Origin of the sequence: Moraxella sp. CTOTU47616 (assembly GCF_032017465.1) — a bacterium.
Classification (GTDB): Bacteria; Pseudomonadota; Gammaproteobacteria; order Pseudomonadales; family Moraxellaceae; genus Faucicola; species Faucicola tetraodonis.
The window spans coordinates 187,883-210,026 of record NZ_DALZPU010000004.1; the positions used below are offsets into that span (position 1 = coordinate 187,883).

The following is a 22,144-nucleotide window of genomic DNA, read 5'->3' on the forward strand; positions in this document are numbered from 1 at the left end:
CATGGTCGGCTTAGTCAGTTTTTGCTTGTTGGGTAAAGCGCGCTAACGTGTCTAACAGCATTTGTTCTTGGAATGGTTTACCCATGTATTCATTTACCCCGATACCAAACGCCCGTTCACGGTGTTTTTCACCGGTACGCGATGTAATCATGACGATAGGGATATGCTTAAGTCGTGGGTTATGGCGAATATGGTTGGCGACTTCAAAGCCGTCCATACGTGGCATCTCAATATCCAATACAATGACTTCCGGTAGCATTTCTTGCAGTTTTTCTAGCGCATCAATACCATCCGTTGCCACTTGGGCATCATAGCCGTTACGCTCCAGTAGGCGCGAGGTGACTTTACGTACGGTTACTGAGTCATCCACAATTAGTACCACGGGTTTGTGCGCTTGTTTGACCGACTTATTGGCTTTTTGCTGCTCGACTTTGGCGATATTGCTGACATTACGCATCAATGCCACCAAGTCAAGAATGAGCATGACCGAACCATCCCCCATGATGGTAGCAGCCGAAATTCCATCGATATGTGAGAGCTGACGACCGAGTGGTTTGACGACCACTTCAATACGAGAGCCTGCAATCATATCCACTTGCAGCGCCATGCGCTGACCTAAGTCAGTACGAATAATAATCACGGGTACGCTGCTTGACTGGTGCGCTAGTGCATCTACCGGGTCGCTGCCGTACAAAATCTGATTGAGATAGCGCAGACGATAGGCTTGTCCATCGATATTGATGCTATCGGCATTCGTGGTATAAAAATTAGCAATCGCATCGACATTGACCCGCATCACACGTTCAATTTGCACCAATGGTACAGCAAAGTATTTATCGCCTGCCCTAACCATCAAGGCATCAGACACCGCAACCGTCAATGGTAAACGCATGGTAAAGCGTGAGCCTCTGCCAGGCTCAGAGTCGACAGTGACTACACCACCTAGCTGTTTGACCTCACTTTGTACCACATCCATACCTACCCCACGGCCTGAGATTTGTGATACGGATTTGGCGGTGGACAGACCCGCGTTAAAGATATACTGCATGATATCAAGTGTTTTTAGACTGGTATCTTTGGCAGAAATCAAGCCTTGCTCAATCGCTTTTTCGCGTACCGCATTCACATTAATACCGCGCCCATCATCGATTAAGTTGATAACGATTTCACCGCCTTCACGCAGCACTTCAAGCGTGATTAAGCCTGTTCTTGATTTACCACTTTCAATACGTTCTTGCGATTTTTCGATACCATGGTCAACGGCGTTACGTAGCATATGCTCAAGCGGTGAGGTAATACGCTCAAGGATATTACGGTCAATTTCACCTTCATCGTTTAGGATTCGCAGTTCAACAGACTTGCCAAGCTCGGTGGCTGTTTGACGGACGACCCGTTGCAGACGTGGCGTGATACGCGAGAATGGCACAGTACGTGAGTCCATCAACCCTTCTTGCAAATCGGACTGGGTGCGTGATAACTGCAGTAGCAAGTTTTCGGTTTCACGGGTTTTATCGAGCATGGTGGTTTTGATGTCTAACAAGTCCGATGCCGATTCCGAGAGCGATTTTGACAGTTGGTTGAGCGCTGAATATTGGTCCATCTCTAACGGGTCAAAGTCATTTTCTAACGCATGTTCATCACCAATTTGTGACAAAATTTGAATCTCAAGCTCAGTTTCCATACGGCGTAGCTGATCTGCTAGACGCTGTACGGTTGCGCCCATCTCTTCGATATTGTTTGATAGACTCGATATACCCATCTCAATTCGTGAGCGGTTGATCGCGGACTCACCTGATAGGTTAATCATACGCTCCATGGTACTTGCAGAAATCCTAAGCGTCTCAGCATTAAGGCTCGATTGATCTTGCTCAGATTCAAAGTTACCCGTCATCAGCGGCATGACGCTTAGGTCGCGCTGTTTGACTTCTAACGTGTCTTGCCCGAGACTACTGCGATAGATATCAATTTGTTCAATTTGGCTGGTGAGGTTAACATTGGGGATTTCTTTTAAGCTATCAGGCTTTCGCGAGAATTGTTGCAGCGCTGCAACCAACGCCACCGGCGTTTGTGGGTTAAATTTATTTTCTAATACATAAATCGCACTTGCTAACCAGTCATGACACACCGCCAATAGGTTACCAATCATCCGAGTGGCAGGTTTGCGGCGGCTGCCTAGCTCTTCGTAGATGGTTTCCATTTCGTGCGCTAATGTAGCAATCCCTTCTGCACCGACCATTCTTGCGCCACCTTTGATGGTGTGCAATTCACGTTGCAAGGCTTGTAATGCTGCAAGATCACTGTTATTACTACGGAACTCTTGTAAATGCAGGCTGCTGCTATCAATCAGCTCTTTGGCTTCTTCAAGATACACTTTTAAGATATCTTCGTCAGGCTCTTGACCTTTCCAAGTCTCTAAACGACGCTCTTCAAAGTTGTTAATAATTTCTTCGATGTAGAGTGGATCATTTTTCGCAAGTGCGCTATCACCCTCTTTGGCAGGTTGTTTTTGCTCTATCGACTCTTCAGGATTGGCTTCAACAATCAGTGGCACCGCAAATACCAAGTCCCGACTTTGTACTGTGCCGGCGATGACCTCATCGATTTGGCGGGCAAAATCTGTGGCTTCAAAAGAGCGACTAAATTGTCGAACTTGCTTGAGCTGTGAGGCAATGGTTTCATGCAGTTTTTGTAGCAATGAAGCGGTATCGGTATCACTGGGTAAAATACCTTTGTCAATGGCGTCATACACTTGCTCACCACGTAACGCCATCTCGACGATACCCGATACCCCGATTAGCTCTGCACCCCCTTTTAAGATGTGCATATAATTAGCTAGTTCTTTGACCACCGCTAAATTGCTAAGGTTATTGAGCCATTGGTTGTAGTAATTTTGCATATCGGGCTGAATGGTTTGCACTTCATCCAAGAAAATCTGCAATAGTTCATCGTCGGTAGCAACTGGTTGGTACTCGATAGCATCCATCTCAGCTTGGTACTGACTTTTTGCCAATAATTTTCTTAAGGTTTCAATCGCCTCTTCATTGATATTGACGCGCAGTCCTGCTGCAATGGCGTCAAACATATTGATGAGCTGATTGTGTAAGCTCATTAAGCCATCATAAATGTCTTCGTTTTTGGCAAATTGCGGATAATCAGCGAGTTTTTTATAGGCAAACTGTAAGGTGCTTGGAATGATAAAATAGCTCAAACCTTCAGTCGCTTGCGCAAGCCTTGAGGCTTGTTGTTCAAGCTGCTCGGCATAAGCAATAACTTGTTCACTCTCACCAGCAAACTTAGCCTGTGCTTGCTGATCGGCATCGAGTAAGTCATCAATCCCAAGCGCTATCAAATCTTTGACAGTCAGTTTTGTGCTTTCATAAGATTCGGCATTGGCATCTGTTAGCCGCTCAATCAAGTCGGCAACAATGTCAGTGTTATCTTCCACCACCGTCACATCATGATGGATTTTATGCTCATCAATGTAGGTTTGCAGTAGATCTGTGGCCTCTTGCAAGGTCAATAACTGGCTGGCCGTGAGCGGCATTTCATTATGTAATAAGTCGCCCAGTGCTTCTTCTACCGCGGCACTTAAGCGATAAACATTGTTGAGTTCAATCAGCGCTGCGCCACCACGCAAGGTATGAAATGCCCGTAATATGGCATCAGGCACATGCGTTGCAGGCTCACCCAAATGGTGGGTGATAAAGTTATCAATATCGACCAATAACTCGTCTGCTTCTTCAATAAATACTTCATCAGCGACTTCCATCTCACTGATGTCACTAATGCCACTGACATTCTCTAGCACTTGAGTTTGGGCGTTGGCGTGACCAGACGAAAGCGCCGCATCTGTGCGTGGTGCACTTGGCGAAGCTGCTGCCTGCCCCGCAAAAGCGGATAAGGCTTGATAGTAGCTAAAGCTGTCGCCATGTTTTTTGGCATAGCTATTAGCAACGGCTTGCCATAATTGAATCACTGCGGGATAATCTGTACGATTTTGGGCAAAAATCGTGATGAGTCCACCAAATGCGTCAATGACATCAGCAACCAGGTGTAAAACCCCCTCATCAACCGCTATGGTATGGTCAAGCACGCGATTGAGCATGTTTTCAATCGACCAAGCAAGCTCCCCTAGCTGATTGGCGCCAACCATGCGACCTGAGCCTTTTAAGGTATGAAAACCTCGGCGAATTTCTTTTAAGGTATCAAAATCATTGGGCTTAGCTTGCCAAGCTTGGCTAAGCGGTGCAATTGTCTCAATCACTTCATTGGCTTCTTCGATATAAATTTCTTGAATATCGGGATCGCTGACCGCATCTGTAACCGTCGTTAGCTGCTCATATTCGCGAGACACCACCTCAGGTAAGGCATGAATATCCCCTGTGGTTGATGGCGCAGTGTCGCTCGCAACTTCCCTGCCTTGAGCCATATTATCACTGTCTTTAGCCAAACTAGCACTGACTGATACAAGGTTATCTAAGCCATTCGTTTTTGGCAGACCTGTGTTAATTGGCTGCTGCTGTAATAGATTAGTCGCTTGCAACACGGTAACCGCAGGGTCAATACTTGGCGCCCGCTGCTGCTGAAAATCTTCAACCAGTGTCGGCAGTTTGCGATGGGTATCTTTGATAAAGCCCACTAACGCATCACTAACCGCTAAAGTGCCATCTAGCACACGGTTGAGCATGTTTTCTACCGCCCAACACATCTCACCAATTTGATGAGCGCCGACCATACGACCTGAGCCTTTTAAGGTATGAAAACCTCGGCGGATATCTTTGAGCGCGACTAATTCACGGGTATCCACTTCCCATACGGGAATTTGCTCACCCAACTCAGCGAGGACTTCTTGCGCCTCTTCAATGAAAATGTCTCGGATATCTTCATCCATACTATAGTCATCATCTTTGAGGGCTTGCCTTGCAACCGCCAGCGCTTGCGATTCTTGCACGCCAGGCATTTGCATCATAGGCGTTTGCGTGGCAGCCGTTTGCGTGGCAGGTATTTGCGTGATAGACGCTTCTCCAGCAGTAGCTACCCCTTGTGATAGTGATTTAATATCACTGGCAATACGTTCGCCTTCATCATCGTAAATCACCGTATCTCTGCCAAAGTGCTTGGTGGGTGCTACCACTTCAGCGGCGGTTAATGGCGTTTCGATTAAGCGATTAAGCAATAAATTGGCGCGGTTAAGCTGTGTTTGGGTTTCATCCAAAAATTCTTCGTTGACAGACTGGTTGGATAAATAATCCAAAAATAGCTCAAAGCGGGCAATCATGTCGGCGATGGCATCACTAGCTTCCCAGCTTAATACCTGTACCGAATTTTTATGGATACGGCTAAATAATAAGCGAATTTGTTCGACCAATTCTTTGGGACGTGTTAAGCCTAATGCCCCAAAAACCTGAATGGTGGCAATCAATTCGTCATTAACTGTTAACTTATTTAAATCACGGGTTTGGATATATTGATTAAACGACCGCTTGATATTTTCAACATGCACGCGCGTTTGCCGCACCGCTTCATTTTGTGGATTGCTGGCATAGGCAAAATGCTGTAAGCCAATTTGGCTATCAAGGGTTTCAACCGTTGACAACAACTGGCTATAAAAATCTTGCAACTGGCGTTCTACCTGCCAGCTGAGTGATGACGCCATAAAGGTATCTTGCGTCATCAAGCGCACGTCATCGATAATTTGCGCCATTTGGTTTTCATAAAACACCCAACCGCGATTTGCCAAACTATTTTTGACCGATTCAAGCAGCGGCAAAATAGTGAGCGGCTCATGCACTTGATAAATAATTTTTTCAAGTTTTTCTAATACTTGACTAAATAAATTATCAAGCGTATCACTACTATTGATATCCAAGCTTGATAGCAGGGCTTTAGCGTCATGCGATTTGTGGGTTAACGCATTGAGCGCTAATAATACATCAACTGCCAGACGCGACACGGTAATATCAGGGGTGAGAGTCAAATCATGCGTCAGCATCAATGACAGACTGTTTAATAGCGAAGCATAGGCGGTTGGCGCAGGCTTGTCATTGATGGTTAGGTTATTGCACCACACTGCGACCAACTGCCAAAATTGACGCCAAGCAGGATTGATGGCAGCCTGGGATAAATAGCCAGCAACCTTGGTCAGTGCATCTAAATGTTTGCTATCGTTGGTCGCGTTTTGTAGTAGTTGCAAACTGGTATAACGCCAGATTTTAAGTAACTCATCGGCTTGGGCACTGTCCCATGAATGTTTGATGTCTGGCGTGGGTAATTGGCTTAAAAATAATAAAGTATTGTCTGCAGCAGCTTGGATGGGCTCATAAGATGATGCTATGCCAAGCAATTGCTCAAAATAAGCGATTCGGTCATTGACCCAGTCGGTATGAATCTGCTGTTTAGCTTGTACTTGTTCAATATCAAATTGCAGCAACCTCACCGCATGGCTGATTTGACTAAAATACTGCGGGGATAAAGTTTCTTGCTGAATGGCGATAGTGGTTTTATCAAGCGTTTTTGCCAGTTTTGATAAGGCTGGCTGGTTGGCAAGCGCGAGTGCACCGGTGATTTGGTGCAAATGTTGACCGATTAACTGCCACGCTGGCTGCGTGTCCTGTCGTTGTAGCAACTGGTTAAGTTCACCAAATACGTCTTTTAAAACAGGCATCAACCAGTCTAAGGCGATCAAATTACGTTGTTTACTCATACCATATTCCTAGTACAACGACTGTCAAAAACGATGACGATTTTTCTCGATGTTAAGTTAGCTGTAACGCAGTCGTTTATTAATTTCTTATATCACTTAAAATAACTTACCAGCTGTCTGGCGTCAACTCAGGTTGATAGCTTTTATAACCTTCAATATTGACTTCACTGATTAGCGCTCAATATTTGCCACTGCTTTGAGCCAATCTGGGGCAACCGTTTTGCAATAGCCATTGATTGTCGGTACGGCAATTTGCTGTAAATCTGGATCACTAAACACCAGACTTTCACCTGCGCCTAATAACAAAACACCATCATCCGCCAAATAACGGGCTAAATAACGCACGATGTCACGCTGCTCAAATTGCCGAAAATAAATTAACACATTATTGCAGACAATCATTTGGCATTGACCTGCCTCTAGAGGAATCGATTGCTGAGCATCGACTAAATTTTTGCTAAAAAACTTCAATTGCGATTTTATTGTAGGGATTAGCGTAAATTTATCCCTACCAACGTCTTTAAGATAGTGATGATACAGAGCAGGAATAAACGGTTTTTGCGCGTTGTCATAGTTGCCAAGCGTTGCATCAATCAATGATTGCTGGTGAAAATCTGAGCCAAACACCTGATAAACTTGCATCCCATCCAAGGCATTTTCTAGACATAGTGTAATCGTGACTGCCTCCTGCCCTGTCGAACACCCCACACTCCACGCTGTAAAACTATGTTGTTGGTTTTGTGGCTGCAAATGCCATGCGTTGGCAACTGCTTCAGCAAATGCAAAAGTAGGTAAATGCCGAAAAAACTGGGTTCTAGGAATCAATATATCATCGATTAGCTGATGATAGATAGTAGTATTCTGCACAATTGTCTGTAATAACGCCGTACTGTCAAGCGCATTGCGCCGCATATGCCGCTCAATGATACCTTTTACCCAGTTGTTCTGAGACTTTGGTAGGATAAAACCCACTTGGTGTTCAACATAGTTGAGCCACAGTGACAATGCTTGCTCAGATAGATGGTATTGTTGCATAAAAGTTATTTAGTCTTACCTCTAGCCTAGTTGTTATCGGTGAATAACTTATTATCGGTACGTGACTTGGCATTAAAAAATCTCAATTAGTGATTAAAACAACCGCGTCCAACTCCTCATCTAACACCCATACCCTTGTTTACTACTTATAATTCATCTAACAGTCATAAAAAGAAAGGTGGTAAAAACCACCCTTTACTTTTAGCTAACTGTTGATTACTAAGCCTAATTAAGCATTAGCCATTAAGCGCTTGCTAAAGCATCATCTGGCAATTTAAAGCCCGATACTGATTCTTGAAGCGCCGCCGCCATTTCATTAAGCTGACCGATTGAACGAGCGGCTGCCATGGTACCTGAGGTGGTTTGCGAGGTAATATCTTGAATGACGTTCATCGTATTTGAAATATGACCCGCCGAGGCTGCCTGCTGACGCGCAGCATTCGAGATACTCTGAATCAATGATGCCAAGTTGTTAGATACAGTTTGTACTTCTTCAAGCGCCTCACCCGCGTCTTTTGCAAGTTTTGCACCGCGTACAACTTCTGCGGTGGTTGATTCCATCGACATCACCGCTTCGTTCGTATCTGCCTGAATGGTTTTAACCAGTGTTTCAATCTGTTTGGTCGCTGTGGCTGAACGTTCTGCTAGGCGCTGAACCTCGTCAGCAACAACCGCAAAACCACGCCCTGCTTCACCCGCCATCGATGCCTGAATCGCCGCATTCAACGCAAGGATGTTGGTTTGGTCAGCAATGTCATTAATCAGTCCAACGATATCGCCAATCTCTTGCGATGATTCACCGAGGCGCTTAATACGTTTTGAGGTTTCTTGAATCTGGTCACGAATGGTATTCATACCATCAATAGTACGTTGCACCACTTCTGCCCCGTTATAGGCAATCGCAACCGAACGGTCCGCAACCGCAGCAGATTCGGCGGCATTTGACGATACTTGGTCAATCGACACCGCCATCTCATTAATCGCTGCAGAAGCTCCTGCAATTTCTTGCGCTTGGCTTTCAGAGGCTTCAGCCAGTTCAACTGCCGTTGCCTGTGTTTGGTCAGATGCGCGCGCGACCCGCTCTGCGGTGACGTTAATCGCAGAAACCAGTTGACGCAATTGGTCAATCGCAAAGTTGACCGAGTCTGCAATCGCCCCTGTAAAGTCTTCTGATACTGTCGCGTTCACGGTCAAGTCACCTTCCGCTAAATCGCCTAACTCATCAAGCAAACGCAAAATCGCCATTTGGTTGCGTTCGTTTTCTTCTTGGATTTTACGGGCACGCTCAGATTCAACTTCCATTTCATGACGTTGGCGCAGCGTTTCACGCTCACCTTCTGCCTTCTCTCGATAGGTTTTAGCATTAATCTGGCGAGTCAAAAAGTAAATCGCCCCAATGACGCCTAATACAATCAAAATAGAGGGCAACCAAATCGTCAAAAAACTATTGGCAACACTATTATCTTGACGCACCAAAATCAGCAATTGGTAAAGTCGATAAATAAACGCCAACGCAGCCACGCCACCACAGATACTTGCCCAAAAAATCCAGTTGGTTGAGCGTCCCCTATCCATACGATAATTACTGTTGCCAGGCCCGACCGCGACAGGGGAGTTGATATTGGTACTTAGGGTCGAAGTTTTAGTATCCATGATATGGTAAACCCTCAATTATTTTAATGAGTTAGAAAATTAGGTTATAACGCTGCTTCTAAATAACGCGTGTCTTGCGCCAATAAGCTTGGCATAAACACATACCAAATCTGCTCATTTTGTTTAAACCGACCATGCGTATACTGAGCGAGCGGTGAATCATTCGGCATTTCGATAGGCTGATATTGCCCTTGACTAAAGGTTTGGATACCCAATATCTCATCGACTTGTAAGCCACTAAAGAGCTTGGGTTGATCAATTACCAAAATCTTTTGATTGGCGGATTGGTAATTTGAGCTTAGTGGATGTAAACCTAAAAAGTTCGACAAATTGGTAATCGGTAACAACCGTCCCCGCACATTGGCAATCCCTAATAGCCAAGGTTTTGACAAAGGCACTGAGGTATAAGCAGGCAAAGATAGCACCTCAGCCACATCGCCGAGTGGGGCTACCAAGTGGTAGCCACCGAGCGAAAACGCAACCCCTAACCACTGGGTTTTTTGGTCAAAGTGAGCACCTTTTTGTCGTTTGATACCGCGGTCAGCGAGTCGTAAAAGCTCAATAAAGCCATTTGAAGACACGAAACCTACTCCATCACGGAACGGATTACAGTGATTAATGCTTCTTCTGTAATCGGCTTACTTAGATAATCCCGGGCACCTTGGCGCTTGCCCCATACACGGTCAGTTTCTTGATTTTTAGTACTGATGATAACAACAGGGATATGACTGGTTTTTGGGTCACGGGTAAGTTTGCGGGTCGCTTGAAAGCCGTTCATCTCTGGCATGACCACATCCATCAAAATCACATCTGGGAAAAACTCATTGGCTTTTTGAATCCCATCATCGCCTGTATGGGCTTCAATGACTTCGTACTGATGACGGGTCAAAATATCCCGAAATTTTGCCATTTCTGATGGTGAATCATCAACTACTAAGATTTTGGCCATAGACTTACCTTTTTACCTGCTGATTGATTATATTAATCGCTTTATATTTTGCTGTTTTGTGTATCTTTACTCATGACAGCACAACTTTAAACACGCATCCCAAATCTATGCCCATCTAGGTTGCAATCTGCGCTTTTATGTTAGTCATCTCTAGTTTGGTCGTGGCTAGTGATTGTAAACTTTAAGTATTAACAACAGTGGTACTGGCATGTTGTTAATCTTCAGCACAGCGTATTAAGACGCAGGACGATGACGTTCAATGGCGTCAAATAGCTCTTCTTTACTAAATGGCTTGGTCAAGTACTCATCTGAGCCGACAATACGACCGCGCGCTTTATCAAACAAGCCATCTTTTGATGACAGCATAATCACGGGCTTGGCAGCAAAATCCGCGTTGTTTTTGATCAGTGAACAAGTCTGATAACCATCGAGTCGTGGCATCATGATATCGACAAAAATCAAATCTGGGTTGCTATCCGCGATTTTTGCCAACGCATCAAAGCCATCAACCGCAGTAATCACGTCACAGCCTGCTTTGGCAAGTAACGTCTCTGCGGTACGACGAATGGTTTTTGAATCGTCAATAATCATGACTTTTAGGCCTTCGAAATTTGCATGCATAATATTTTCCTAAGGGTTGTTTCGCTATGATTTTGCTACCCACTGTCCTATAGCGATTGCTCAAAACTTTAAGTCATAGGCGTTGGGGCAGGTATTAAATGATGCCATCAACGCTCAAAAGTCACTGGTACAATATTTGACAATCAAACGAAGCTATTGTAAATAATTTTTATAAGATATAACAAATATTTCAGACAGATAGTTAAAAACCAACTGTATGGTAATTATTGTTAAAATACTACCATACTTTTTTGCTGCAAAGTATGCTTAAATCGATGCACTTATCGTTCATTTTTAACATCCTGATGACCATTCGAGTTTGATCTGGTGACTGCTTTGGTAGATTGCCCATAGAGCCATGGTAATATACAGGTATTACCTGATGATAGAAACATGTTGAAATAAGCTTAGAAAAACGCATTTTACTGGTTATTTCTCCATCATTTTATATTTTTTTAAGTTGATTGTTTGCGCTGAGGACGTCTCGTTCATGATAACACCGAAGTTTATCACCAAAGTTGTACCGCTGAGCCTAGCTGTGGCTAGCGCTGTTATGAGTTTGAGTGGCTGCCAAAAACAGCAAAACGACAGCAAAAGCCCGCTGTCAACCCAGAACACTCAAGTCACCACCGCGTCAGCCACCACGCAAATCGCCAATAACGAGATTCAGCTATTAGCTGCTGATGTCATCACCGCCAAAGCAGACCGATTTGAACCGAGTGTCACCGTGACAGGGACACTGCAGCCTTCAGACCACACAGTGGTGCAATCAACCGTAAATGCGCAAGTGCAGCAAGTGCTCGCTGATGTGGGTAAAACCGTGGCAAAAGGTGAGCCACTGGTACGTCTTGATATCAGTGATAGTAAAAACCAACTCGCTCAGGCGCAAGCCGACGTTGCCGCCGCCCAAGCTCAAGCCATCGTCGCTAATAAACTTGCTGAGCGTAATAAAATTTTGCTCGAGCAAGGCTTTGTCTCACAAATAGAGTATGAGCGTAGTGTAGCAGACAGCATTGCCCAGCGTGAATCCATCAAAGCCAAACAAGCCCAATTAAGTAGCGCACAAAAAATGTTTGGCGATACCACGATTTATGCGCCTACTACTGGGATTGTCAGCAGTCGCAGCGTCAATGTCGGACAGGTAGTCACACAAAACCAAGCCTTGATGGAAATCATTGACCCCAATAAACTTGAGTTTGCCGCCAATGTCCCTAGCGAAGCACAAACACAGCTACAACTCGGTCAACAAGTGCCTTTTACTATTAGTAATCAAACCAATCAGTACATCGGACAAATTAGCCGCATTTCGCCCCAAGTCGATGCCGCCACTCGCCAGCTGACGATTTATATCGCGGTTAAGCCTTCTCAGCGTAATCGTGGACTTCGACCGGGCATGTATGCGACAGGCAAGCTTAATTATGGGGTTGCACAAGTTGGGGTATTGGTGCCGATGTCAGCGGTAATGCTGGAATCTAAAGCGCTCGAGTCTGGAGCAAAAAACGCAGCCAATAAACCCACCGACCAATCCGCCACAAGTCCAACCTTAGAAGCAGGCACGATTTTGGTGGTGAGTAAAGACAATGTGATTACCAAACAGCCTATCAAGGTACTCAAACACCTTGACGATACCAGTCAGTATTTAATTGCTGGCATCGAGCCTAACACCACGGTGATTGTGGCAAATCTCAATGCCAATGACGTGGGTAAAAAAGTCGTGCTCAAATAGCTTACTGATAGTGTTTCATTCAATCATTCTATATTGTTAAAAATATTGTTAAAAATTTTATTTTCAAAAATTTTGGTATTAGGAATTTGCTATGTGGCTCACCCGCGTCAGTATCAACAATCCTGTGTTTGCTGCCATGATCATGCTCGCGCTGATGGTCATTGGATTACTGGCAACATTTCGCATGAAAGTTGAGGAATTTCCTAATATTGAATTCCCTTTTGTGGTGGTCAATACCGTTTATAGTGGTGCTTCGCCTGAAGTCATCGAGACCGACATTACCAAAAAAATTGAAGACCAAGTCAATACCATCGCCGGTGTCAAAGAAGTGACCTCCGTCACCCAACAAGGCCTGTCACAAGTCATCGTGCAGTTCGATTTAAATATCCCGTCCGATGTTGCCGCGCAAAATGTGCGTGATAAATTGGCACTGGTGACCCCCACCTTTCGGGATGAAGTCACCACGCCTATCGTTGCGCAGTACAATCCTGCCGACGCACCTGTAGTGTCTGTCACGTTTCGCTCTGACAAAATGTCGCTTCGGGAATTATCCACTTATTTAGACAACACGGTCAAAAAACAGCTACAAACAGTCACAGGGGTGGGTCGTGTCGATATCTTGGGGGGTCGTCAGCGTCAAATCCGTGTGCTACTCAATCCCACCCAAATGAATGCCTATAAAGTCTCAGTCAATCAAATTAGCAATGCGCTACGCTCAGAAAACGTCGAATTACCTGTTGGTACTATCAACAATCAAAACCAAGAAATGGTGATTCAAGTCAACGGGTTGGTCAAAACACCCAATGAGTTTAACCAAATCATTGTCGCCCAAAATCGTTCAAGCACGGGTGCTATCGTGCCTGTGTACTTATCGCAAGTTGCCCAAGTCGTTGATGGGCAAGCCGAGGCTGAGTCAGCGTCGCTACAAAATGGTCAACCTGCGGTGGCAATGGATATTATCAAAATGTCGGATGCCAATGTGATTGATGTGGTTGATAAAACCCAGCAGCGTCTGGCAGAAATCCAAGCGACCCTACCCTCAGGTGTCACTATGACGGTGGTGGCTGATAGCTCCAAAAGTATTCGCGGCTCGTTAAATAATGTGGTACGCACCTTGATTGAAGGGGCGATATTGGCGGTGTTTATTGTTTGGTTGTTCTTAGGGTCGTGGCGCTCGACCATTATCACAGGATTGACGCTGCCCATTTCGCTGCTCGGTACTTTAGCGGCGATTTGGACGTTTGGTTTTTCCATCAACATGATGACCCTACTGGCGCTGGCATTATGTATCGGACTACTGATTGATGATGCGATTGTGGTGCGGGAAAATATCGTACGCCATGTGGGTATGGGCAAACATCACCGCCAAGCGGCGCTTGATGGCACCCAAGAAATCGGGCTTGCCGTGCTAGCGACGACGCTGGTGATTGTGGCGGTATTTTTACCCGTGGCTTTTATGGGCGGGATTATCGGACGCTTTTTTTATCAGTTTGGCGTGACCGTTTCCACCGCTGTGTTGCTGTCGTTATTTGTTAGTTTCACACTTGACCCGATGTTGTCTTCGATTTGGCCAGACCCAGATGCCGCGCACCAACATGACCGACTCAATGGGCGGGTATCGTTTCGCAAGCGACCGATTGCTTGGCTATTAGCGGGTTTTCAGCGCCTGTTAGATCGGTTGACCAATCTATATAGCCATATTCTTGCGTGGAGTCTACGCCATCGTTTGATAACGGTGCTTATTGCAATTGGCTCACTGGTTGCCGCATTTTTTGCCGTGGGGTTGGTGGGCAAAGAGTTTGTCCCGCAAGCGGATATGAATGAAATCAAAGTCAAATTTGAAACGCCTGTCAATGCCAATCTTGACTATACCCAGCAAAAAGCAGCACAAGTCAACGCGGTATTACAAAGTTTTCCCGAGGTTACCAATACTTATGCCACGGTTAATGCGATGTCGTATAGCGGCAACAATCGGGTACAAGTGAATGTATCATTAGTACCCAAAGATGAGCGCACGCGCGGATTAGATGCCTTAAACCGTGCCATGCGTGAGCAATTGCAGCAGGTAGGCGGCATTAAAGTCACCTCAGTGGCAGCCGCTGCCATGGCGGTCAGCGGTGGCCTTAAGCCGATTATGATATCCATCAAAGGCAATGATTTAAATGAGCTGCAACGTTTATCCAATGAGTTTATGCAAAAACTCTCAAACGTCAATGGCTTGGTAGATTTGGAAAGCACGCTTAAACAGCCCAAATCCATGGTCAATGTCACCATTAACCGAGAAGCAGCAAATGACGCCGGTCTTTCGATTGGGCAAATCGGACAAGCATTACGCCCGCTGCTGGCCGGTGACAATGTGAGCACCTTTAAAGATGACAACGGCAACAATATCGATGTCAACGTGCGCTTAAATGACGACAACCGCCAGACCATCTCGCAACTACAATCCATGTACTTGTCATCAAGCCGTACGGATCAAAATGGTCAACCAGTGCTAGTGCCGCTATCGCAAGTGGCGAATTTTAGTGAAACCTTAGGTGCACCGCAAATCAACCGGCGTTCGCTGTTTCGTGAGGTGGTAGTCCAAGCCAACACGGACGGCAGACCGGCAGGTGATATCGGCGCGGATATCACAAAAATCCAAAACGAAATGAAACTGCCGCCCGGTTACAGCTTTGCGGTACAAGGCTCTAATAAGGACATGGCCGAATCCATCGGCTACGCCACAACCGCGCTTGGACTGGCAATCGTGTTTATTTATATGTTGTTAGGGTCACAGTTTAATAGCTTTTTATACCCTGTGGCGATTATGGCATCGCTGCCGTTATCGCTGATTGGGGTGTTCTTTGCATTATTTTTATTTGGCTCTAGTCTTAATATGTTTTCTATCATCGGCATTATCATGCTGATGGGATTGGTGTGTAAAAATGCGATTTTGCTCATTGATTTTATTAAAGAATCCTTATCAAACGGTTTGAGCCGTACAGAAGCTATTATGCTCGCAGGGCAAACGCGCCTGCGCCCCATTTTGATGACTACCGCTGCTATGGTGATGGGGATGATACCGCTGGCACTGGGTATTGGTGAAGGGTCGGAGCAGCAAGCACCGATGGCACACGCCATTATTGGCGGGGTGATTACTTCAACCTTATTGACCTTGATTGTGGTGCCTGTGATTTATACCTATTTAGATGACGGCAAACAGCGGTTTTTTCGGTTATTTGCTAAAAAGAAAGCAGAAACCTCTACCATAGAGCCCCACGACTCACTTTAAGCAATAATTCATTACAATTTTATACAGTGTAAAGAAACTTAAGAATGAGTAGCCCAGTACAATTTTAAATTGGGCTATGCATTAATTGGGCTGTGTGATTGATAGCTGTATGATTGGCAGCTAAGAAGTTTTATAAATCTGTGTAAGACACTATCATATTGGCAGTCTATTGCTATATGATAATAGGCTCTTGATTGATGATAGAAGCCTGGCTTTGATGAGCAAAAGCAATAATAACAACTGATTTATTTTAGAGAATTTTTGGAGTTGGTGATGGAAGAAAATAATAGTGGTACTAAAACCGTACTATTGATTGAGGATGATCCAGATTTAGCCGAGTTGATTAGCGAATATTTGGGCATGAACTACTATGAGGTTCAGCATGCCCCAACCGCAACAGAAGGTCTAGAGACGCTATTTAACCCTGCAAAATCCATTGATTTGGTAATTTTAGATTTGATGTTGCCGGATATGGATGGCATGCAAGTGTGTCAACGTATTCGTCAGCACAAAGATAGTCGTCTGGCGCAAACGGCGATTATCATGCTCACCGCCAAAGGTGACACCACTGACCGTGTGTTGGGTCTTGAAATGGGCGCGGATGATTATGTCTCAAAACCATTTGAACCGCGTGAACTATTGGCGCGTATCCGTGCGGTCATGCGCCGTCATGACCTGCCGCTTCATCAGCAAAAAGAAGATAACTTAGTATTTGGTCGCTTAAAGGTTTATCCGGACAGCCATGAAGTGACGATTGATGATGAGCCGGTGCGTTTGACCACCCACCAGTTTCAGTTATTGCATTACTTTGCTACCCACTCAGGTAAAGTACTGAGCCGTGAACAGCTCTGGCATGCGATGCCAAACGATGACAGCAGTGATAACATCGACCGTGCCATTGATGTGCATATTTCACGTCTGCGCGCGCTGATTGAAGACAATCCTCGCCAGCCAAAACGCATTATCACAGTGCGTGGTGTCGGCTATCAGTTTGCCACTGACCAAGTGTAAGAGTGTAAGATAGCTTGACAAATTTAACACGCAAAAGGTCATCATCCTTGGTTATTTATGCTAGCAAAGCTATTATAATAGCCAATGATGACCCACGATTTCTGGATTCTGTGTGCGATTAAGCGGCATAAAATTTAACAGTGTATTTAGCAAGTTATTTGCCAGCGTTATGCTGGCATTGGTCATTTTTGCTGGGGCAATGGTAGTTTTAAGCCATTTGGTACACGATACTTCGGCCAACACCCGCCACCAAGTCATTGCCAGCCAAGTCACCCAGCAGCTAGACCCGCTACTAGTGGAGCTACGTACCGCTCAAGACCAACAAAAAAACCTCGAAACCCGTTATTTACTTGCCCTCGTACGTCGTAGTTTTAATATCTATAGCGATTCACTCAACGCCAAATTTGGTCTATACGATGGCAAAAGTGGCGAAGCGATTATGATCATGCGTGGGCTGCCTGCCACTTTACCCCCAAACCCGCCATTTTTTTCCTCTTTGTTTCCTAGAGATGATCCAAAACACCCGACCGAAATTCAAGTCAATAGCCAATCAGGTTATGTGCTGTTATACCAATCAAAACTTAGTAACCGCCGTGCGATTTCGCCCGCGATTAATTTACTGACAGGCACCTTGCTACTGCTGCTCATCATGTCGGGCATGTTATGGATGATTGCACGTACCATGACATGGCGTATCAATCAGCTAAGTCGGCAAATCACCCAACTGGGTGATGGCGATTTCTCTGCCCGTGTCACGCCCGTGGGCAACGATGAAATTACCATTTTGGCACGCGGTTTTAACCAAACCGCCGAGCGTATCGAAACCTTGATGAATGCCAATAAACTGCTGTTAGCGCATGCTTCTCATGAGATTCGCACACCGATTACCCGTATTCGTCTACAAGTTGAAATGATGACCATGCTGGCAAGTCATTTTGACAAAACAATACAAGATAAAGTACAAAAACGTGCCGATGCCATCAACCGTGATTTAACGGGTCTTAATGATTTGGTGGAAAGTATTTTGCTCGTCAGTCGTATGGATGCCGGTCATGCGATAGAAAAAGTAGAAGACGTCGATTTATATGAGTTAATTAAAAACGAGATTCAGCACTACCCCCAAGCTAGCTTTACGGGTGGTCATATTATCATCCAAGGACAAGCCAAACTTCTCACCCACCTGGTGCGTAATTTGCTCGACAATGCCCATCTTCATGGCGTCCCACCTGTGACCGTACAGATGTACGCCATTGATGATGCGGGTAATCAGCTGGCAATTGATGCTCTACCAACCATCCAAGAGAGTACAAAAGATACCGATACTCAAAAACATACCGATACCGGAAAAGATACCGATGCTCAAAAAGATAAAGTGGCTTTTCCCGCCACACCCGCCCCTATAAAAAGCACCACCAGTGACCCCACAAACGGCGATGACATCACCGTTGACCCTGAAATGTCATCGACAAATAGTCCCGCCGCAACGGACACAGCAGATAGCGAGGCAACTTCGAGCAAACTGGCTAACAAACAAAAAAATAAATCGTCTATTTTTTCCCGTAAAAAATCTGACGTTGTGCACCTGCCAGAATTTCATCAGGTATGTATTGCGGTTATCGACCAAGGTACAGGCATTCCTGAAGACAAACGCACCGATATTTTTAGCCCATTTGTACGGTTACAACAAGAGAAAAAAGGCTCAGGGCTCGGGCTATCTTTGGTCGCGCAGATTGTCAAAGCCCATGGCGGTAGTATCATCACCGACACAGTGCATGGTCATACCCGCTTTTTGGTCACATTACCTATCACCCAATCGTAACCGCTTTTAACTCTGCCTATAGTTTTGTCACAATTTTTTTTGCTTTTCTCCTTTATTATTTAATTAAACCCACCATTCGGCATTTATTTATTCGTTAAAGCGACTAAACGCTGACGACGAGCTGTGCTAAAATTACCTTCTTTTAGCCACTGCAAAATTTTTTATTATCATGATTACCATTGATAAAGTTACCAAACGCTTCCAAACCCAAGATGGCAACTGGTTTACCGCGGTAGAACCGACATCGCTCACAATCCAACAAGGCGAGATTTTTGGCTTGATGGGTTATTCTGGCGCAGGCAAATCCACCTTGCTACGCTTGATTAATTTACTTGAACGCCCAGATAGCGGCACTGTCACCATTGATGGTAAGGAGCTGACCTCACTATCCACCCACGATTTGCGCCATGCCCGTCAAAATATTGGGATGATTTTTCAGCAGTTTAATCTAATGGCAAATCGCACGGTGGCACAAAACATTGCCTTTGCCCTAGAGATTGCAGGTTGGGAAAAAGCAGCCATTATGCCGCGGGTGATGGAATGCCTTGAAATTGTCGATTTGGTCAATCGCGCCAACCACTATCCTGCCCAGCTCTCTGGCGGTCAAAAACAGCGGGCAGGTATCGCACGCGCCTTAGCACCCAAGCCTCATGTAATGCTCGCCGATGAGCCCACCTCAGCTCTCGACCCTGCGACAACAAAATCGGTGTTAGCCTGTCTCAAGGATATTAATGACAAGTTTAACGTCACTATCGTGATTGTGACCCATGAAATGTCCGTGATTCGCAAGCTGTGTAACCGCGTTGCTCTGCTTGATAAAGGCAGATTGCTAGAAGTCGCTGACGTACATTCGGGGCAAATTCATGCCACCACGCCGATTGGGCAACTGCTAATCAGTGATGATTAACGGCGCACAAACATGGTCGATGACTGGATAATTTTTTAAGTTTTAAATTGAATCGTTGGGTAATTTCATGGCAAATACATTAACTTGGCAAAGCGCGGTTGATAATCTTTTGGGGATGAAGGCAGAAATTTGGCAAGCGTTTTGGGAGACGCTGATTATGGTGGGTATCTCAACGGTTGCGTCAGTTATCTTTGGTACCTTGCTCGGCGTCGCGCTATTTTTGACCAGTAAAAATCAGCTCGCCGACAACAAATCGCTGTATGCAGGACTTGGCAACTTTACCAATATCATGCGTGCTTTTCCGTTTGTGATTTTGATGATTGTGATTATTCCTGTCACTCGCCTCATTGTCGGTACCACCATTGGTCCAATCGCGGCATCGCTTGCTTTGAGTGTCGCAGGTATTTTCTACTTTGCTAGGCTCGTTGAGCAAAATCTGCGTGATGTGCCAAAAGGTATCATCGAAGCGGCGTTATCGATGGGTGCAAGTACAGGGACGATTATTCGCAGTGTGTTATTGGTCGAGTCACGCTCAAGTTTGATTTTGAGTATTACTACCTTGATGATTAGTTTACTCTCTTACAGTGCGGCAGCGGGTATGATTGGGGGTGGCGGACTCGGTGATTTGGCGATTCGTTATGGTTATAACCGCTACCAAAATGATGTAATGATTTTTATGGTGATTCTATTGGTGGTGATGGTGATTATTATCCAATCGGTTGGTAATATTTTGGCGCACCGTCTGGATAAACGTTAATTTTAGCTGATGGCTGTTTAAAAAATTGTTATTGATGGTTTTTCTAGGAATTATGAAAAAATTTCATATCCATAGGTTAACTCTCAATAACATTTTTTTTATAGGTATGTTAAGGTAAGCTGATTATTTTATCCGTTTATTTTTTCTTTTTTGGAGTTATGTATGAAATTAACGCATTTATCAAGCCATATCGCGCAGCTATTAGCAACTGTAGGGGTGGCAGGGATTGCCCTAGTCGGTTGTAGCAAACCAGAAAGCAAAACCGAAACCACAGCACAAGCCAGCACCACCACAACTACAACCACGACCACCGCAAGCTCAACCACGACCACGGCAGCGGCAAGCACAGGTATCGACCCGAATAAATCTGAAATTGTGATTGGTACTACTGTGGGCGACTTTGGTGACATGGTCAAAAACTCTGTAAAACCGCAGTTAGAAAAACAAGGCTATAAAGTCAGATTGGTTGAATTCTCTGACTATGTGCGCCCAAATAAAGCCTTAGCCGATGGCGATATTGATATCAACGTGTTCCAACACAAACCTTATCTTGATACTTTCAAAAAAGACAACAACTTAGATATCGTTGAAGCCTTCCAAGTGCCTACCGCACCGCTTGGCATCTACCCAGGTAAATTAAATGACCTAAAACAAGTCAAAGACGGTACCACCGTGGCTGCACCGAACGATCCAAGCAACTTTGCACGCGCGCTGGTAATGCTCAACGAACTAGGCTGGGTAAAACTTAAAGCCAATATCAACCCACTGACTGCATCAAAAAATGATATCGCAGAAAACCCAAAAAATATCAAATTGGTAGAGCTAGAAGCGGCACAATTACCACGTGCGCGCTCTGACGTTGACTTTGCAGTCATCAATGGTAACTATGCGACCAGCTCAGGTATCAAATTGACTGAAGCGCTGTTCCAAGAACCTAGCTATGCGTATGTCAACTGGTCAGCGATTCGCACCAAAGACAAAGACACACAATGGGTAAAAGACGTGACCAATGCGTATAATTCAGAAGAATTTAAACAATACGCCCACAAAACTTTCCCAGGTTACAAATACCCAGCTATCTGGGGTGAAAACCCTGCGACACCAGCAGCTGCCAGTGCAACCGCCTCTGCTGCCAAATAGTGGCATGATTGGCATAAAAAAAGAAGCATTAAGCTTCTTTTTTTTATGGTTAAAATTTATAGACAGAATGTTTTATGGTCAAAATGCGTTAATTGATTTTAAAACGCCTAAATTAACTGGAAATAATCTAAAAAATAATAAAGCGCGTTATTCTGTGAATAGTTTATCTTCAATACTGCGACGCATTTTTTGCCCCGCTTTAAAGGTAACAACGCGGCGCGCTGTGACATGAACCATCTCGCCAGTCTTTGGGTTGCGACCTGGACGTTGGCTTTTATCCTTGATTTCAAAGTTACCAAACCCCGATAGCTTGACTTGGTGACCTTTGGTCAACGTCTCCGACAACTCTGAAAAAAAATTCTCCACAAATGCGCGGCTGTCTTGGCGCGTCATGCCCAAATTTTCCATCAAATGATTGATCATTTCTAATTTGGTTAAGGTTTTTCCTTCAACTTGCATATTCATTATCATACCCACCCTACTAAATGTTCCTATTCTAGCGATTCTAGCAAATACAGTCGATAGTTATTTTTACTTTAAAATCAAAGA

At 44.9% G+C, this 22,144-nt stretch carries 13 protein-coding genes and 1 pseudogene; 7 read left to right on the forward strand and 7 right to left on the reverse strand.

Annotated elements, in window-relative coordinates; genetic code table 11:
* Positions 1-10: 10 nt before the first annotated feature.
* The 6 genes and pseudogenes from RTS10_RS06540 to pilG all read right to left on the reverse strand — a co-directional run bounded on the left by RTS10_RS06540 (position 11) and on the right by pilG (position 10,961).
* Positions 11-6,703 carry an Hpt domain-containing protein gene (locus tag RTS10_RS06540; RefSeq protein WP_312539690.1) on the reverse strand — a complete coding sequence of 2,231 codons (6,693 nt, stop codon included), beginning with the start codon at positions 6,701-6,703 and terminating at the stop codon, positions 11-13.
* A gap of 171 nt (positions 6,704-6,874) precedes the next feature.
* Positions 6,875-7,738: a CheR family methyltransferase gene (locus tag RTS10_RS06545; RefSeq protein WP_312383731.1), complete on the reverse strand. Its 864-nt coding sequence runs from the start codon at positions 7,736-7,738 to the stop codon at positions 6,875-6,877.
* A 243-nt stretch (positions 7,739-7,981) separates the two neighbouring features.
* A pseudogene (locus RTS10_RS06550) lies at positions 7,982-9,013 on the reverse strand (methyl-accepting chemotaxis protein); the annotation flags it as partial.
* A 422-nt stretch (positions 9,014-9,435) separates the two neighbouring features.
* Complete coding sequence (locus RTS10_RS06555) at positions 9,436-9,972, reverse strand: chemotaxis protein CheW (RefSeq protein ID WP_312523658.1); 537 nt, start codon at positions 9,970-9,972, stop codon at positions 9,436-9,438.
* Between the two features lie 5 nt (positions 9,973-9,977).
* On the reverse strand, positions 9,978-10,340 hold the full coding sequence (locus RTS10_RS06560) for a response regulator (protein ID WP_036592735.1): 363 nt from the start codon (positions 10,338-10,340) through the stop codon (positions 9,978-9,980).
* Positions 10,341-10,574: 234 nt separating this feature from the next.
* Positions 10,575-10,961, reverse strand: a complete 387-nt coding sequence (pilG, locus tag RTS10_RS06565; protein WP_312539691.1) for a twitching motility response regulator PilG — start codon at positions 10,959-10,961, stop codon at positions 10,575-10,577.
* A gap of 490 nt (positions 10,962-11,451) precedes the next feature.
* Between pilG and RTS10_RS06570 the strand changes: the two genes are divergently transcribed.
* The 7 genes from RTS10_RS06570 to RTS10_RS06600 all read left to right on the forward strand — a co-directional run bounded on the left by RTS10_RS06570 (position 11,452) and on the right by RTS10_RS06600 (position 21,595).
* Positions 11,452-12,687 carry an efflux RND transporter periplasmic adaptor subunit gene (locus tag RTS10_RS06570; protein ID WP_312539693.1) on the forward strand — a complete coding sequence of 412 codons (1,236 nt, stop codon included), beginning with the start codon at positions 11,452-11,454 and terminating at the stop codon, positions 12,685-12,687.
* Between the two features lie 91 nt (positions 12,688-12,778).
* Complete coding sequence (locus RTS10_RS06575; RefSeq protein ID WP_312539695.1) at positions 12,779-15,961, forward strand: efflux RND transporter permease subunit; 3,183 nt, start codon at positions 12,779-12,781, stop codon at positions 15,959-15,961.
* Positions 15,962-16,234: 273 nt separating this feature from the next.
* A complete protein-coding gene (locus tag RTS10_RS06580; protein ID WP_062332572.1) occupies positions 16,235-16,972 on the forward strand; it encodes a response regulator transcription factor in 738 nt (245 codons plus the stop codon).
* Positions 16,973-17,141: 169 nt separating this feature from the next.
* A complete protein-coding gene (locus RTS10_RS06585; RefSeq protein WP_312539697.1) occupies positions 17,142-18,791 on the forward strand; it encodes a sensor histidine kinase in 1,650 nt (549 codons plus the stop codon).
* 169 nt (positions 18,792-18,960) lie between these two features.
* The gene (locus tag RTS10_RS06590) at positions 18,961-19,698 is read left to right on the forward strand and encodes a methionine ABC transporter ATP-binding protein (RefSeq protein WP_219331866.1); all 738 of its coding nucleotides are present in this window, start codon (positions 18,961-18,963) and stop codon (positions 19,696-19,698) included.
* A 67-nt stretch (positions 19,699-19,765) separates the two neighbouring features.
* Positions 19,766-20,455 carry a methionine ABC transporter permease gene (locus tag RTS10_RS06595; RefSeq protein WP_099807509.1) on the forward strand — a complete coding sequence of 230 codons (690 nt, stop codon included), beginning with the start codon at positions 19,766-19,768 and terminating at the stop codon, positions 20,453-20,455.
* 162 nt (positions 20,456-20,617) lie between these two features.
* A complete protein-coding gene (locus RTS10_RS06600; protein ID WP_065262707.1) occupies positions 20,618-21,595 on the forward strand; it encodes a MetQ/NlpA family ABC transporter substrate-binding protein in 978 nt (325 codons plus the stop codon).
* A 147-nt stretch (positions 21,596-21,742) separates the two neighbouring features.
* Here RTS10_RS06600 and RTS10_RS06605 read toward each other — a convergent pair whose 3' ends face one another.
* On the reverse strand, positions 21,743-22,060 hold the full coding sequence (locus RTS10_RS06605; RefSeq protein ID WP_007117206.1) for an integration host factor subunit alpha: 318 nt from the start codon (positions 22,058-22,060) through the stop codon (positions 21,743-21,745).
* Positions 22,061-22,144 lie beyond the last annotated feature (84 nt).

Bases quoted from the DNA above. Each gene is read 5' to 3' on its own strand.
- pilG (WP_312539691.1), bottom strand. From the start codon at position 10,961: ATGCATGCAAATTTCGAAGGCCTAAAAGTCATGATTATTGACGATTCA.
- RTS10_RS06570 (WP_312539693.1), top strand. From the start codon at position 11,452: ATGATAACACCGAAGTTTATCACCAAAGTTGTACCGCTGAGCCTAGCT.
- RTS10_RS06595 (WP_099807509.1), top strand. From the start codon at position 19,766: ATGGCAAATACATTAACTTGGCAAAGCGCGGTTGATAATCTTTTGGGG.
- RTS10_RS06575 (WP_312539695.1), top strand. From the start codon at position 12,779: ATGTGGCTCACCCGCGTCAGTATCAACAATCCTGTGTTTGCTGCCATG.
- RTS10_RS06590 (WP_219331866.1), top strand. From the start codon at position 18,961: ATGATTACCATTGATAAAGTTACCAAACGCTTCCAAACCCAAGATGGC.
- RTS10_RS06605 (WP_007117206.1), bottom strand. From the start codon at position 22,060: ATGAATATGCAAGTTGAAGGAAAAACCTTAACCAAATTAGAAATGATC.
- RTS10_RS06545 (WP_312383731.1), bottom strand. From the start codon at position 7,738: ATGCAACAATACCATCTATCTGAGCAAGCATTGTCACTGTGGCTCAAC.
- RTS10_RS06560 (WP_036592735.1), bottom strand. From the start codon at position 10,340: ATGGCCAAAATCTTAGTAGTTGATGATTCACCATCAGAAATGGCAAAA.
- RTS10_RS06580 (WP_062332572.1), top strand. From the start codon at position 16,235: ATGGAAGAAAATAATAGTGGTACTAAAACCGTACTATTGATTGAGGAT.
- RTS10_RS06540 (WP_312539690.1), bottom strand. From the start codon at position 6,703: ATGAGTAAACAACGTAATTTGATCGCCTTAGACTGGTTGATGCCTGTT.
- RTS10_RS06600 (WP_065262707.1), top strand. From the start codon at position 20,618: ATGAAATTAACGCATTTATCAAGCCATATCGCGCAGCTATTAGCAACT.
- RTS10_RS06585 (WP_312539697.1), top strand. From the start codon at position 17,142: ATGCTGGCATTGGTCATTTTTGCTGGGGCAATGGTAGTTTTAAGCCAT.